13 protein-coding genes are annotated in these 14,788 nt (G+C 49.2%); 8 read left to right on the top strand and 5 right to left on the bottom strand.

What is annotated here, in order from left to right:
* Positions 1-796: 796 nt before the first annotated feature.
* Positions 797-1,159: a hypothetical protein gene (locus BMW31_RS12960; protein ID WP_091826662.1), complete on the bottom strand. Its 363-nt coding sequence runs from the start codon at positions 1,157-1,159 to the stop codon at positions 797-799.
* Between the two features lie 27 nt (positions 1,160-1,186).
* Positions 1,187-2,644, bottom strand: coding sequence for an aminoacyl-histidine dipeptidase (locus BMW31_RS12955; RefSeq protein WP_091826660.1), 1,458 nt, complete (start codon positions 2,642-2,644; stop codon positions 1,187-1,189).
* A 179-nt stretch (positions 2,645-2,823) separates the two neighbouring features.
* On the opposite strand from BMW31_RS12955, the gene BMW31_RS12950 reads away from it, so the two are divergent.
* The 5 genes from BMW31_RS12950 (at position 2,824) to ald (ending at position 6,510) form a co-directional block, all read left to right on the top strand.
* Entirely contained in the window at positions 2,824-3,018 is a 195-nt protein-coding gene (locus BMW31_RS12950; RefSeq protein WP_091826666.1) for a hypothetical protein, read from the top strand.
* A 77-nt stretch (positions 3,019-3,095) separates the two neighbouring features.
* Complete coding sequence (locus tag BMW31_RS12945) at positions 3,096-3,704, top strand: OmpH/Skp family outer membrane protein (RefSeq protein WP_091826657.1); 609 nt, start codon at positions 3,096-3,098, stop codon at positions 3,702-3,704.
* Between the two features lie 155 nt (positions 3,705-3,859).
* Positions 3,860-4,510 carry an endonuclease III gene (gene nth, locus BMW31_RS12940; RefSeq protein ID WP_091826654.1) on the top strand — a complete coding sequence of 217 codons (651 nt, stop codon included), beginning with the start codon at positions 3,860-3,862 and terminating at the stop codon, positions 4,508-4,510.
* A 42-nt stretch (positions 4,511-4,552) separates the two neighbouring features.
* A complete protein-coding gene (locus tag BMW31_RS12935) occupies positions 4,553-5,263 on the top strand; it encodes a DUF2461 domain-containing protein (protein ID WP_091826652.1) in 711 nt (236 codons plus the stop codon).
* Between the two features lie 140 nt (positions 5,264-5,403).
* Positions 5,404-6,510: an alanine dehydrogenase gene (gene ald, locus BMW31_RS12930; RefSeq protein WP_091826650.1), complete on the top strand. Its 1,107-nt coding sequence runs from the start codon at positions 5,404-5,406 to the stop codon at positions 6,508-6,510.
* A gap of 421 nt (positions 6,511-6,931) precedes the next feature.
* Here ald and hisB read toward each other — a convergent pair whose 3' ends face one another.
* From hisB to BMW31_RS12915, 3 genes are read right to left on the bottom strand one after another with little or no spacing between them, the layout of a single operon-like run.
* Positions 6,932-8,008 (bottom strand): bifunctional histidinol-phosphatase/imidazoleglycerol-phosphate dehydratase HisB, encoded by a 1,077-nt coding sequence (gene hisB / locus BMW31_RS12925; RefSeq protein ID WP_091826646.1) that lies wholly within the window; start codon positions 8,006-8,008, stop codon positions 6,932-6,934.
* A 9-nt stretch (positions 8,009-8,017) separates the two neighbouring features.
* Positions 8,018-8,911, bottom strand: a complete 894-nt coding sequence (locus BMW31_RS12920) for a hypothetical protein (RefSeq protein ID WP_091826644.1) — start codon at positions 8,909-8,911, stop codon at positions 8,018-8,020.
* An 8-nt stretch (positions 8,912-8,919) separates the two neighbouring features.
* Positions 8,920-9,672 carry an RNA methyltransferase gene (locus BMW31_RS12915; protein ID WP_091826664.1) on the bottom strand — a complete coding sequence of 251 codons (753 nt, stop codon included), beginning with the start codon at positions 9,670-9,672 and terminating at the stop codon, positions 8,920-8,922.
* Between the two features lie 139 nt (positions 9,673-9,811).
* On the opposite strand from BMW31_RS12915, the gene BMW31_RS12910 reads away from it, so the two are divergent.
* From BMW31_RS12910 to BMW31_RS12900, 3 genes are all read left to right on the top strand, one after another.
* Positions 9,812-12,001: a translocation and assembly module lipoprotein TamL gene (locus BMW31_RS12910; protein WP_255404970.1), complete on the top strand. Its 2,190-nt coding sequence runs from the start codon at positions 9,812-9,814 to the stop codon at positions 11,999-12,001.
* A 381-nt stretch (positions 12,002-12,382) separates the two neighbouring features.
* The gene (locus BMW31_RS12905) at positions 12,383-13,612 is read left to right on the top strand and encodes a site-specific integrase (RefSeq protein ID WP_091824440.1); all 1,230 of its coding nucleotides are present in this window, start codon (positions 12,383-12,385) and stop codon (positions 13,610-13,612) included.
* 12 nt (positions 13,613-13,624) lie between these two features.
* Positions 13,625-14,788 (top strand): site-specific integrase (locus tag BMW31_RS12900; RefSeq protein ID WP_091824475.1); only part of this gene is annotated, 1,164 nt, incomplete at its 3' end.

The raw sequence follows: 14,788 nt of genomic DNA, 5'->3' as shown, positions 1-14,788 counted from the left end.
ACCGTGCGTCCGCACCAGAGTCTGGACATGCGCACGCCCTTGGAAGAGATGCAGCGGCTCCTTTCCCTGGCCGCATTACAGCCACAGAGGCTCCCGGGGGCTGCGAGCCCCCGGCCGCAAGGCCGCCCCCCGGTGTTTTTCATCAATTCAACGTTCCACTTAAAATAAGGAGGTCAAAGAGTCCGCAGAAAACAGAAAATGATTAACTTTGCACCCGGAAGACAGCTGTCAACCTAAAGTGCACTTAACAGAAAAACCTGACAACCAGATTTCCACATAAGAAATATATTGTCAACCTAAAGAACATTTAACTACTAAAACTGTCAACTAAATCCAGGACAGGACAGCGTCGGAGTGCTGAAGGCATGCTTCGGGAACTTTCGACACTTGTCGCACGATTGTGTGACACCTGTCGAATGATTATGCGACAAGTGTCGAAAGTTCAGAACAGCTGCCACCGGCACTCGTAAAATAGTTTTTTAACGACCCGGAGCATGCCCTTTGCTGTAAATTATAACGATAGGAGAGTGCACGTACACAGCTGGAAGGGCCGGGTGCTGCACGCGCATCGACACGACAAAATTCACCCGGAATTAGTGAATAACATAAAGATTGTTTTCTGTTTTATATACAAAAGGTATAAAAGAATATACTATATTTGCAATGAAAGATGTACTACTCTGTTTTTTGAGATAACTTTTCTTTTCAATAGGTTAAGTTTTGTAAGGTGAAAAAAGCCCCGGTCAGAGTAGTGATACTCATACCGGGGCTGCTTTATCGAAGGTCTGCGGGTGCATCAGATATCGTTCTTGAACGTGACGACGCCTGTTAGCTTGTCGTCAAGGTAGAACGTTTGCTGGCGCTTTTCCTCTTTCACCTTGTACTTAACGTGAATGAAATAGAGTTTCTCTGTTTGCTGGCTGTACTTTGGTTGTTTACGGAAGAACTTCATGGTGTCTACGTCCTGATGCAGCCGAGCAGTCATCTGCGGCGTCACATAGACGGTGGAATCCATCTTCGAAAATTCGTCGATATCGAATTCCTCGGTCAGGTTGTCCTGTAGAAACTGCTTGACGCGCTGCTTGGCGTCATGTTCGCGACCGCATGATGCCATGAGAACAACGAGCGCAAGAAACAAAGTATGCTTCAGATATTCCATAAGTCAATCGTCGGGATGAGGTGAATGCTATTCTTCGGGAATGTTCCGCAGGATTTCTAACAGGTGATCCCAAACCATCTGCACGGTGGGAATGTAGAGGCACTCGTCGGGAGTATGCACGTTGCGAAGCGTTGGGCCAAAGGATACCATGTCGATGTGAGGATACTTCTCGGAGAAGAGACCGCACTCCAAGCCTGCATGTATGCCGAGCACTTTAGGCTCCTTGTTGAAGAGTTTCTTGTAGGCATCGACGGTAATCTTTACCAGCTTGCTGTTTGGGTTCATCTTCCAGGCCGGATAGCCGTCGTTCTGCACAACCTCGGCGCCGCCCAGCTCGAAGCAAGCCTTGATGGTATTGGCCATGTTGCGCAGGTTGCTCATCACGTTGGAGCGCTGACTGGTCACCACAATAACCTTGTTGTCTTCGCTCTGTACGCTGGCCACGTTGCTCGAAGTTTCAACCATCCAGGCCAGCGCCTCGTCCTGGCACATGGTGAGAATGCCGTTGTAAAGTGCCTGCACGGACCTGATGAGGTTGGCAGAGACGGCCTTGGGCAGCACGGTTTGGGCCTCGGTGCTTTCGAGAGACCACACCATGTTGGTGTCGGTAACGTGGAATTCGTCTTCCACTGCAGCTGTAAATTGGTTCCAGTCGGCTTTAACCTCTTCCTTGCGGCCGGTCGGCACGGCGAATATAATCTTGCCGTCACGCGGTATGGCGTTGTGCATCTTGCCCGAATTCCATTGAGCCAGGCGCACGTCCATCTTGCTCTGTTCTGCGTACAGGAAACGTGACATAATCTTGATGGCGTTTGCCCGCTTCTTGTTAATGTCGTCGCCGGAGTGTCCTCCGTTAAGTCCCTTGAGCGAACCGGCCATGAAGAAGTAATCGGCCGGTGCTGTCTCACGTTCGAAACTGAATGTGGCCGTGGTGTTGATGCCACCGGCACAGGAGATGAAAATCTGCCCTTCGTCCTCAGAATCGAGGTTGATGAGATAGTCGCCGCTCATGAAACCGGCCTTCATGCCAAACGCCCCGGTAAGTCCGGTCTCCTCATCACGGGTGAAGAGACACTCTATCGGCCCGTGTTCTATATTGTCGCTGTCGAGTATGGCCAGTTCAATGGCAACGCCGATGCCGTCGTCGGCACCTAACGTAGTGCCCTTGGCGCGCAGCCAGTCACCGTCTACATAAGTCTGGATGGCGTCTTTGTAGAAGTCGAAATCAACGTCCACGAGCTTGTCACACACCATGTCCATGTGGCTTTGCAGCACAACCGTTTTCTTGTTCTCATATCCGGGAGTAGCCGGTTTGCTGATAATCACGTTGCCGGTTTCGTCAACCCGCGTTTCAAGATGCCGCTCGGCAGCAAACTGTTTCAGATACTCAATCATCTGCTCTTCGTGTTTCGAGGGGCGGGGAATTTGGTTGATTTTGGCAAACTGCTCAAATACGCGAGCAGGTTTTAATTCGTTTTTCTCCATTTTTGCTTGTATTTTTTCTTATACCTTATTTATTATATGAGTGCACGGAGCGCCAAGAAGCTTCTTTGCTCTTCGTTTATGAAAATAACTTTCATCGTGGAAATAAAAACAAAATAATTGGGTTTTATTTTGTACTTCTACCGATTTCCATTATCTTTGCAAGCACAAAAGTAATAAAAATGATAGAAACTCTGCTGTTAAGCATGTTAATAATTGCTATTGCCGTAGCATTCTTGAGCGTTAAGGTGATTCTTAAGAAAAACGGGAAGTTCTCCTCGCAGCATGTCAAGGATAATCCGGGACTCCAGAAACAGGGAATACACTGTGTGATGGATCAGGATCGTGAGGCCCGGAGAGCAGGCAAGGCATACTGACGGCACAGTCTCCCGGCGGTGCTGTTTGTAAAAACACACTGTCAAAACCGAATGATTAAAACAAAACCTATTATAAAATGAAGAAAACAGTTTTTCGTACATTGGCAGTTGCTGCTATGGCTTCATGCGTCATGACTTCCTGCAACCAGAGCAATCCTCAGGTAGACCAGAAGTCGAATACCGCACAGGTAAATCCTTCAAACTTAAAGATAGCTTATGTTGAGGTGGACTCCATCATGAGCCAATACGCTTTTTGCAAGGATTACACCAAGATTCTTGAGGCGAAAGGCAACAACATACAGAAGACTTTAGCCGGCAAACAGCAGCAGCTGCAGGCCGCTGCAGCCAACTTCCAGCAGAAAGTTCAGCAGAACGCATATACCCGCGAGCAAGCTGAAGGCATTCAGGCTGGCTTGCAAAAACAGAGCAACGACCTCCAGGCTTTAAATCAGCGACTCTCCGGTGAGTTCCAGACAGAAACCGAGAAGTACAACAAAGCGCTGCGAGACTCTATCCAGCACTTTCTTGCTGTTTACAACAAGGACAAGAAGTACAGCCTCATTTTGAGCAAGGCTGGCGACAACTTGCTCTATGCTGACAAGGCTTACGACATTACCTCGGAGGTTATCACTGGCCTGAACAAGGCCTACAAGCCGAGTGCAAAAGAAAAGCCGGCTGCCAAATAACCCCCGCCATCCTTGTTACTCACAAGATATTGAAACACATTATAGAAAGAGGCATCGGCTATTAGGCTTTGATGCCTCTTTTTGTAAGGGTGCATTTCTTCACTAATCTGCTTCCGATTTTGGCGTTACTCAGAAAAAGTAGTAACTTTGCAGTCATGACACGTAAAGAGAGATATCAGTATATTCTTGACTATTTTCGCGCAAAGGAGGGCCATGCTACTACCGAGTTACAGTTCAGCAGCGCCTTTCAGCTGCTTTGTGCCACGTTGCTTAGCGCCCAGTGTACCGATAAACGCATCAATGAAGTAACGCCCGAACTCTTTCGCCGTTATCCTACGGCCGAAGCGATGGCCGCAGCCGAACCGGATGAAGTGCTGGAGTATGTGCGCAGCGTATCGTATCCCAACGCCAAGTCCAGGTATCTGGTAGAAATGGCGCGTATGTTAGTGGATAAGTTTGAAGGCAAAGTGCCTGACACAACAGAAGAATTGGTCAAGCTGCCGGGCGTGGGCCGCAAGACTGCCAACGTGATACAGGCTGTTTGGTACGGCAAAGCTACCTTGGCAGTTGACACACATGTGTACCGTGTAAGCCACCGGCTGGGTCTGGTTCCCATGGAAGCGAACACTCCCTACAAGGTAGAACAGTATCTGCTGAAGAATATTCCGGAGCACGATGTTGCCGATGCGCATCACTGGATACTGCTACATGGACGATACATCTGCAAGAGCGCTCGTCCTATGTGCGAGAAGTGCCCTTTCGACAGCTTCTGTCCGAAGTTGTTGGAGAACAGCAAGCTGGACTGAATTGCCCAAAGAAAACGCGAACAGAAGAAGATAACATAAAGGATGGACACAAAAAGAATACTTCGTTTTTTGCAGGATATAGCCGCAAATAACAACCGTGAATGGTTTCTGGACCATAAGAGTGAATATCAGGCTTGCAAGCAGGAGTTTGAAGCCGGGGTCGCTGCACTGATACTGGAGATATCCAAGTTCGACGCCGAGGTTTCGCATCTCACGCCTAAAGACTGCTGTTTCAGATTCTATCGTGACGTCCGCTTCTCGCCGGATAAGTCTCCTTACAAGCGCCATTTCGGTGCTTATATCTGCGCACACGGCAAGAAATCGCTCCGTGGAGGCTATTACATCCATCTGCAACCCGGCCAGTGTTTGCTCTCATGTGGTGCCTATTGGCTGCCAACAAACATCCTGACCTCGTGCCGAAACGAGATTATGGCCAACATCGACGAATGGAGAAAATGTGTGGAAAACGGCAGATTCATCAGTTATTTCGGCTATCCCAATGCGGGTAAATGGTCGGAAGGCAACATTGACCCAAAAGGTTTCGGTATTGAAAGCCTGAAGACAATACCCAAAGGTTTCCCCCGTGATTATGAGTTCGCAGACTATCTGCGGATGAAAGACTATGCTACCTGGCGCTTGGTACCCGATGATTATTTTCAGGGAGACGGCTGGCTGAAAGACGCAGTCAAATACTTGAAGGTGGCAAAGCCGATGATGGACTTCATGAATGCTGTGATTGATGATTACGAGTAAGCACCATTTCGTGTGTTGCCAGTTGGCAGTTGCCAACCGGATGAGAATATAAAAAGTATAAAAAAGCAGGAATAAGCGATACAACCAATTAGAGATTTTCGTATATTTGCCGCAGTTGAATATTCAAAATCTTTACTATCATGAAAATCGGTATTCCCAAAGAAATCAAAGACAACGAAAATCGGGTCGGCATGACTCCGGCTGGTGTGGCAGAACTTATCAGGCATGGACACGATGTCTGCGTACAACATACGGCAGGAGAGGGCAGTGGCTTTGCCGATGCTGAGTACGAGGAAGTTGGTGCCAAAATCCTTCCGACGATTCAAGATGTGTACGGCGCGGCCGAAATGATTATCAAGGTGAAAGAGCCCATTGAGCCGGAATACGCCCTGATACGCAAAGGCCAGCTGGTGTTCACCTATTTCCATTTTGCCTGCGACAAGCCTCTTACAGACGCCATGATTAAGAGTGGTGCCGTGTGCCTGGCTTACGAGACGGTTGAAACCAAGGATCGCCACCTCCCGTTGCTGATTCCAATGAGCGAAGTTGCCGGCCGCATGGCCATTCTGAACGGTGCTTACTATCTGCAGAAAACCAAAGGAGGAAAGGGAAAGCTGATAAGCGGCGTTCCCGGAGTGAAGCGAACAAAGGTTCTTGTGCTTGGAGGTGGCACCGTAGGAGAGGCAGCCGCCCGCATGGCAGCAGGCATGGGGGCCGACGTCTACATAACTGATATCTCATTGCCACGGCTCCGTCAGCTCGAATTCGAGCTTCCCGTAACCGTCCATACCCTTTATTCTACCGCGCACAACATTCGTAAGGAATTGCACGATGTTGACATCGTGGTTGGTTCCGTGCTCATACCGGGCGACAAGGCTCCACATCTGATAACACGCGACATGCTGAAACTGATGGAGCCCGGTACCGTTCTGGTAGATGTGGCCATTGACCAGGGCGGATGCTTTGAAACATCCCGTCCAACTACTCACACCGATCCGGTATATACAGTCGATGGAATTGTGCATTACGCAGTTGCCAACATCCCCGGTGCTGTTCCCAACACGTCAACTACGGCATTGACCAATGCCACCATGCGCTATGCGCTGGAGCTTGCCGACAAGGGCTGGCGTAAGGCTTGCAAGGACAACGAAGCGTTACGCAAGGGGCTTAACATTGTTGAAGGTAAGGTTACTTATGAGGCCGTTGCCGAAGTCTGGGGACTGCCTTACGAGTCTGTTACGTTGTAAGTGAACCCTGTGTTACCCCTTGCAGCTGGCTGAAAAATCAGCAAACAAATGCGAATGCTGAAGCTGAAAGCAGCGCTCAGAGGTAAAATGTCACTTGCTTGTGGTGCCAGAATGGGATGTCGGGAACTTTTGACACTTGTCGCACAATCGTGTGACACCTGTCGAATAATCGTGCGACAAGTGTCGAAAGTTCGGGAGGCTATCATACTGCATCCTGAGAGTATTCTTCCTGCGACCTAAGAGACTATGTTTTAGATGCAGGAAGATGCTTGTCTGCGTAGGTGAGCCAAAGAAGTTGTGGCTCCGTGCGAAGGAACTAACGCTGTTATATGCTTTGCAAAGCTGTGAACAAAAATAAAAACAGAAAGTGCCAAGAGGAGCGACAACGATGTCGGCTGCCTGTCTTGGCACTTTCTGTTGTTTAGAGTGTGCCCTTGGTTGAGGGCAACTCGAAATGATAAATATCCCGTTTTACGGCCATCTTCAGCGCTTTGGCCAGCGCCTTGAATATTCCTTCAATCTTGTGATGCTCGTTCGTACCTTCGGCTTTGATGTTCAGGTTCATGCGTGCGGCATCACTCAGGCTCTTGAAAAAGTGGAAGAACATCTCCGTGGGCATTTCTCCAATCTTCTCGCGCTTGAACTCCGCGTCCCAAACAAGCCACGGACGGCCGCCGAAATCCAGTGCAACCTGGCAGAGACAGTCGTCCATTGGCAGGCAGTAGCCGTACCGCTCTATGCCACGTTTGTTACCGAGCGCCTGCAGGATACATTCGCCCAATGTTATACCAGTATCCTCGATGGTATGGTGTTCGTCTACATCCAAATCTCCCTTTGTGTGGATGGCCAAGTCCATCATGCCGTGGCGGCCAATCTGCTCCAGCATGTGGTCAAAGAAACCGATGCCCGTCGAGATGTCACATTTGCCCGTTCCGTCGAGGTTCAGATTAATGTGGATGTCCGTTTCCTTGGTAGTCCGTCTCACTTCTGCTGTTCTTTCGCCGGCAAAGAGAATTTCTGCAATCTTGTCCCAAGTCATTCCGTCCTTGCCGAGAATCAGTGACTTGCATCCCAAATTCCTGGCCAACTGCTCGTCAGAGGCTCTGTCGCCAATCACGTAGCTGCCCTTTATGTCATACGCAGGATTGTTCAGATAGGCTTGCAGCATGCCGGTGCCGGGCTTGCGCATCGGCGAATTGTCTTCCGGAAAATGCCTGTCTATGAGCTGTTCGTCGAAGGTAATGCCTTCGCCTTCCAGTGTCTGGATAATGAAGCGGTGTACGGGCCAGAACTGTTCCTCCGGAAAAGAAGGAGTGCCGAGCCCGTCTTGATTGCTTACCATGACGAGTTTGAAGTCGAGATGCTGGCAAATGAAGCTCAGGTTTCTGAATACGCCGCTTGTAAACTTGAGCTTCTCAAAGGAGTCAATCTGCTCGTCGGCGGGCTCTTCTATCAGTGTTCCGTCGCGGTCTATGAATAGTATGCGCTGCTGTTTCATTGTGTTGTCTTACTGGAAGTTAATGTCTGTTAGTCTTGTTTTGGCATTCTCTTTCTCTTCAATGGAACCGTAAACATAGAAAGAAACGAGTATGTTCCAGGCTGCAACGAAGCAGAGGATGAAGTCGGTGATAACACCAGATGCGAAAACGATAATGTTGAAGTAGGAGGGAAGTCCCGAGGGGTCGCCTTTGCTCATGCCAATCAGCGAGCTAAGGTAGGAGTAACCCAGGATGGAATCGGGCGTTTTAACCACACAGACAATGATAACGGTAATGAAACCTGCCAGCAGCAGGGCACTCAGAAGGAAGCCATAGTGCTTGTATCCGGGTTTCAGTTCACTCCATAAACCTCGTCTCAAGCTGGTTTCTTTTTCCATCATGTACTTGGTAAAGAAGTAAACAAAGGGCAGAAGCGCCAGCAGCAATATGAGATAAAGCAGCAGTCCGCCTCCAAACATGCCTGCGTAAAATTGTCCAATCGTCATGTTTGCAGCTGCCTTTGTGTGCAAAAAGGCAATGGCCAAGCCGCCTGTAAGACATGCAAACAGCAGGTTCAGAAGTACAACAGTTGCCATTACTTTGGCGCTGCGCATGGTGTTCCACTTCTTGCCATGTTCATTGAGCGAGTCATACAGCCAGGCAAAGAACCAACATTCGGCAACAAGCAGCAGGAGAGCAAGCAGTCCTGTTGCAGTTGAAGCAAGGATGCTGACCGGCAGATGCAGAACAAAAGCCTCGGTCGTGTGCATGGAACTGGTTACAATCAATGCCTTGACAATGGCTATACCCAATGCAGGCAGCCACAACTTCTTGACAACGGTTGTCAGATTTGTGCGCAACAGCACGGCTGCTGCCTTGAGGCAAGCCGATACACTCCTTATTTTATATACGTCCTTTTCCATATTTTTCTTCAATATCTTCTTCTAAATTCGGCGCAGGTAATGGCCGTGGCTATGGCCACATTTAAACTGTCGGCCGTTTTACGGCCATCAGGAAAATTGGGAATCAGCAGCTTATGATTGATTTTCGGCCTGAGTTCGGGCGAAATCCCGTTGCCTTCGTTTCCCATGATGATGAGTCCGTAGTCGGTTAACTGCTGCTTGTAGATGCTGTCTCCATCGAGTAGGGTGCCGTAAACGGGATAGTCAGCCGGCAGAGAGCTGGCCAGTTCCGTCAGGTCTGTGTACATAATGTCTACTCTGGCCAGGCTTCCCATTGTTGCTTGAACTACTTTCGGGTTGTAGACGTCGGCCGTATCGTTGCTGCAGTAGATGCGGTTGATGCCGAACCAGTCGGCTATCCGGATAATGGTTCCTAAGTTGCCGGGGTCTTGCACACCGTCAAGCGCGAGCGAAAGCTGATGAGCCGGCGGCGCGGTAGGCTGGTTTTGTTGCGGAAACAAGCCCAGAACCTGCTGCGGATGCTGCAGAAGGCTGACCTTTCTCAGGTCGTTTTCCGAAACTTCTATACGCTCGCAGTCACCCTTTAGACTTGCTCCGTTAGCCGAAAACCATTGGTCCGTGGCCACTATTAGCCTGGCATCCATCGTTTCCAGGAGGTCGCCCACAACCTTGGGGCCTTCTGCAACAAAGACTCCCTCGGCCTTTCGGTACTTCTTCTGTTCCAAAGAACGGATGTATTTGATTTTGGTTTTGCTGAGCATTTTTGGTTTTTTATCATGCAAAGATAACAATTATTCTCTGCTTTTTTATTATCTTTGCCGAATAATTTACAAAGTTTTGAAGTTTATTATATTACATAAATCATCTTTTCTAAAAGGGTGCAGCAAGGAGATTGCGCCCTTGTTTTTAGGGCTTATTACTGTTCTTATTGCCTCGTGCAGCGCCACCAAGTTTGTACCTGATGACAGTTATCTGCTGGAGAAGGTGCAAATCAGGTCGGAACAGAAGAAGTTTCCCGTTTCGGACCTTGCTCCCTACATCCATCAACAGGCCAACAGCCGCTGGTTCAGCTTATTCAAGATACCCTTGGGAACGTACGCCTTGGCTGGCAAAGATACCACAAAGTGGATGAACAGAACCCTGCGGCGCATCGGAGAAGAGCCAGTTGTGTTTGATTCCGTGCAGGCCCGCCTGTCCTGTCAGGACCTTACTACGGCTATGCAGAACATGGGCTACATGCACGCTGCCGTAGATCTGAAAACCAAGAGACATGGTAAGAAACTTACGGCCATATACCTCTTGCGGCCGGGCGAGCCTTACTACATTCACCATGTGGCCTATGATGTCCAGGATGACAGCATTGCCGCCTTGCTGAGACTTGATAAACCGGAGAATCAGCAGCTGCGGGCCGGCTCACAATTTACCGTTGCACGCCTGAACGAAGAGCGCCAGCGCATTACCACTCTCTTGGTTAACAGCGGCTACTACCGCTTCCATAAGGACTATATCCAGTTCAGTGCCGACTCTGCTCGTAACAGTCAGGACGTGAACATCACCCTGCACTTGCTGAAATACAGGGCCAACAGCAGTTCTCCCGAAACACTCCATCCGCGATACAACATCAGCGAGGTACGATTTATGAGTGGCGACGAGGACGAGCAACTGCACCTCCGGCAGAAAGTACTCGAGTATAATACCGCCATAGAACCAGGCAAATACTACAGTGCTGCCGACTTGCAGAAAACTTACCACAACTTTGGCAAGCTGCAGGCCATACGCTACACCAACATCACTTTCCGCGAACATCCCGATACAACGCTGTTAGACTGTGATATTCAGCTGTCTACCAACAAACCTTCAACCATTTCTTTTCAGCCTGAAGGTACCAATACGGCAGGCGACCTGGGCGCTGCAGCCACGCTGACCTATACCAACAAGAACCTGTTCCACGGCTCCGAGATGCTGAGCATCGCCCTGCGTGGCGCCTTTGAGGCCATTACGGGACTGGAGGGATATAAGGACCAGAATTATCAGGAATACAGTGTTGAGACCAAGCTGACGTTTCCTCGCTTTGTTGCTCCGTTCCTATCGCGCTCATTCCGGCGTCGGAGTCAGGCAACAACCGAGTTGGCCGTGAGCTGGAATCTGCAAAACCGGCCCGAATTCCATCGGCGAGTATTCTCCACGGCATGGCGCTACAGATGGGCCGAACCTCATCACCACATCTCTTACCGCCTCGACTTTCTCGACCTGAACTATGTCTACATGCCCTGGATAAGCGAGACTTTTAAGCACGATTACCTGGAAAGCGCCAGCAGCCGGAACGCCATTTTGCGCTACAACTACGAAGACCTGTTTATCATGAAGATAGGTTTCGGACTTACTTACAGCGACGGCGAAAACTCCGTACGCGCCAATGTAGAGACTGCCGGCAACCTCTTGGATGCAGTTTCGCGCGCCTCCGGTTTCAAGATAAATGACAACGGGCAGCGTACGTTGTTCAATATAGCCTATGCGCAATATGCAAAATTCGATTTCGACTATACGCACCTGTTCCAGTTCGACAGCCACAATGCACTGGCACTACATGGCGGTTTCGGCATAGCTTACCCCTACGGCAACAGCAAGGTGCTGCCGTTTGAGAAGCGCTATTTCTCGGGCGGAGCCAACTCCGTGCGCGGGTGGAGCGTAAGAGGACTGGGGCCGGGCAAGTTCAGGGGCAGCGATGGCCGGATAGACTTCATTAACCAGACCGGCGACATGAAGCTGGACTTGAATGCGGAGTACCGAACCTTCCTGTTCTGGAAGTTCAACGGAGCGGCTTTCATCGATGCCGGAAACATCTGGACACTGCGTAACTACGCAGAACAACCGGGCGGTCAGTTCAAGCTAAAGGATTTCTACAAGCAGATAGCCGTTGCTTACGGATTGGGATTGAGGCTGAATTTCGATTACTTCATCCTGCGTTTGGATATGGGCATGAAAGCCATCAATCCGGCTTATCGCACCCAGCAGGAGCATTATGCCATCTTCCATCCCAAGTTCAGTCGCGACTTCTCATTCCATTTTGCAGTAGGATTGCCGTTCTGAAATTGTTCAGGAGGAACTTTCGACACTTGTCGCACAATCGTGTGACACCTGTCGAATAATCGTGCGACAAGTGTCGAAAGTTCCCGAAGCAACTAATCAAAGAAAATGAAGAAAGGCAGAAGTTGTTGCAAACTAACTGATAATGAGGAAGAAACGGTATGATTTGCGTAAAGCTGCACCATTTATAAAGGGCAGTAATATGCAGATTTAGGCAGAAGTTCAGTTACCAAACCGTTACCCGATTTGGGGATAGGTAACGATGGAGTAATATTCGGTAACTGAATTATTTTCGCTCGTGTGGCTGTTGCTACGGTCGGCAGTTTTCTGCATAACTGAGGAACGCTTTAATTCGGGTAACTTTGCCCACAAATATTAAAGCGTATGAAACACGAGAAAATGAAGGTGTTGCTCTACCTCAAAAAGAGCGGTCTTGACAAGTCGGGGAAAGCTCCGATTATGGGACGTATTACCATTGGGCGTTCCATCGCCCAGTTCAGTTGCAAGCTCTCCTGCAATCCCGACCTGTGGAATCCCCGTGAGAGCCGAATGGACGGAAAGAGCCGTGAGGCGGTGGAAGTGAACGGCAGGTTGGAAAACCTGTTGCTGTCCGTTCAGTCGGCTTATCAGTCCTTACTCTCCAAAGGTTGCCTGTTTGACGCAACCGACGTGAAGGAGCAGTTTCAAGGCAGCGTGCAGACACGGTGTATGCTCATTGAGAGGCTGGATATGCTCATCAAGGAAAAGGAAAACCATGTAGGTATAGACATCAAGGAAGGAGCCATACACGGCTACCACTCCGCCCGGATACATTTACAGAAGTTTATTCAACGGAAGTACAAGGTCTCGGACTTGGCATTCTCTCAACTCACCGAGAATTTTATCCAAGAGTTCCGGCAGTATTTCTTAGGTGAGTGCGGTTTTCAGGAAAGCACGTTCTATAATGTAGCCGCGCATTTGAAGACTGTATGCAGACTGGCTTACCGTGAAGGATTAGCTGATGTGCTACTTTTTGACAAGGTTAAGATATCAAAGGGGGATAAGAAACTGCCAAAGGCACTTGACAAGGCAGCATTGGACAAACTAAAAGCACTCCGCTTTGATGATTTGGAGGAGGATTTGGAAACGGCAAGGGACATCTTTCTCTTTGCATGCTATGTTGGTGCGGCCTATTGCGATTTGATGGAACTGAACAAATCCCATCTTGTCCGTGATGATGAAGGCAGTCTGTGGCTGAAGTTCAACCGCCAGAAGACAGGCGTGCTTTGCCGTATCAAGCTGCTGCCCGAAGCCGTTAGGCTAATAGCGAAGTACCGTAGCGATGAAAGGGAAACACTGCTTCCCTACATCAAGTACAAAACCTATCAGACCTGTTTGAAAGCCCTTCGGCTTCGTGCAGGCATATCGTTTCCTTTTACCACGCATACTGCAAGGCACACCTTTGCAACGCTCATCACGCTCGAACAGGGCGTACCCATCGAAACGGTGAGCAAGATGCTGGGACATTCCAATGTAAGCATGACGGAACGCTATGCCAAAGTAACCCCTCAGAAACTCTTTGAGGAATTCGACCGTTTCCTCTCTTTCACCGAAGATTTACGTTTGACCATATAAATGACAACCATTATGAGAAGTACATTCAAGATACTATTCTATATCAACAGACAGAAGACAAAGGCAGACGGAAGGACAGCCATTCTCTGCCGTATTACCATAGACGGAAAAAGTGCAGTCATTACCACAGGCGAAGAATGTAAGCCCTCCGAGTGGAACGTCAAGCAGAGCTTGACGACTGACAGAAAGACCAATCAAAGACTCCATGAGTTCAGGGAACTTGTGGAAAAGACCTATCGGGATGTTCTTGTTAGGGACGGGGTGGTAAGTGTCGAATTCATCAAGAACCACCTGCAAGGCATTGCCACCCATCCTACAACTCTCCTTGCCATGAGCAGGGCGGAACTGCAAGCAGTCAAGGAAAGTATTGGCAGGTCAAGAGCGGAGGGAACTTTTCTGAATCTGTCCCATTCTGACAGAAATCTCCGTGAGTTTGTCAAAGATAAAGGATTGCAGGACATACCCATTTCCACCATTACGGAGGATTTGTTTGAGGAATACCGTTTCTTTCTCAAAAAGCGTGGATTGAAGGGAACGACCATCAACAACTATCTCTGCTGGCTGAGCCGACTGATGTTCCGTGCGGTTAGTCAAAGGATTATCCGCTGCAATCCCTTTGAGAACGCCAAGTATGAGAAAGAGGAAAAGAAGATACGCTTCCTGCAAAAGAGTGAAGTCGCTAAACTTGCGACAATGAAAATGAATGACAGGGAAGCGGAACAGGCAAGACTGATGTTCGTCTTCTCCTGCTTTACGGGACTGGCAATCGCCGATATGGAACACTTGCTATATAAGCATATCCAAACAGCAGCGGACGGGAGGAAGTATATCCGCAAGGAACGCCAAAAGACAAAGGTGGAATTCATTGTACCGCTGCATCCGATAGCAGAAACCGTCATCCGCTATTGTTGGGAAGAACAAGAAGGGAACGAAGAACAGCAGACGGTGAAAGAAAAGGGCGACAGCCTTGTTTTCCACAGCGATTGCAGTCGCAGTGTAATGGGCAAGAACCTGTGCATTGTGGGCAAGGCTTGCGGCATCCGTGAAAGTCTTTCCTATCACATGGCACGACACACGTTCGCCACGATGAGCCTTAGTGCAGGAATACCTATTGAGAGTATAGCCAAGATGATGGGACACGCCTCCATATCAAGCACACAGATTTACGCGCAGGTG

The organism is Prevotella sp. kh1p2 (genome assembly GCF_900111525.1).
In the GTDB taxonomy this organism is placed as follows: Bacteria; Bacteroidota; Bacteroidia; order Bacteroidales; family Bacteroidaceae; genus Prevotella.
This window is presented reverse-complemented; position numbering and strand designations above follow the sequence as displayed.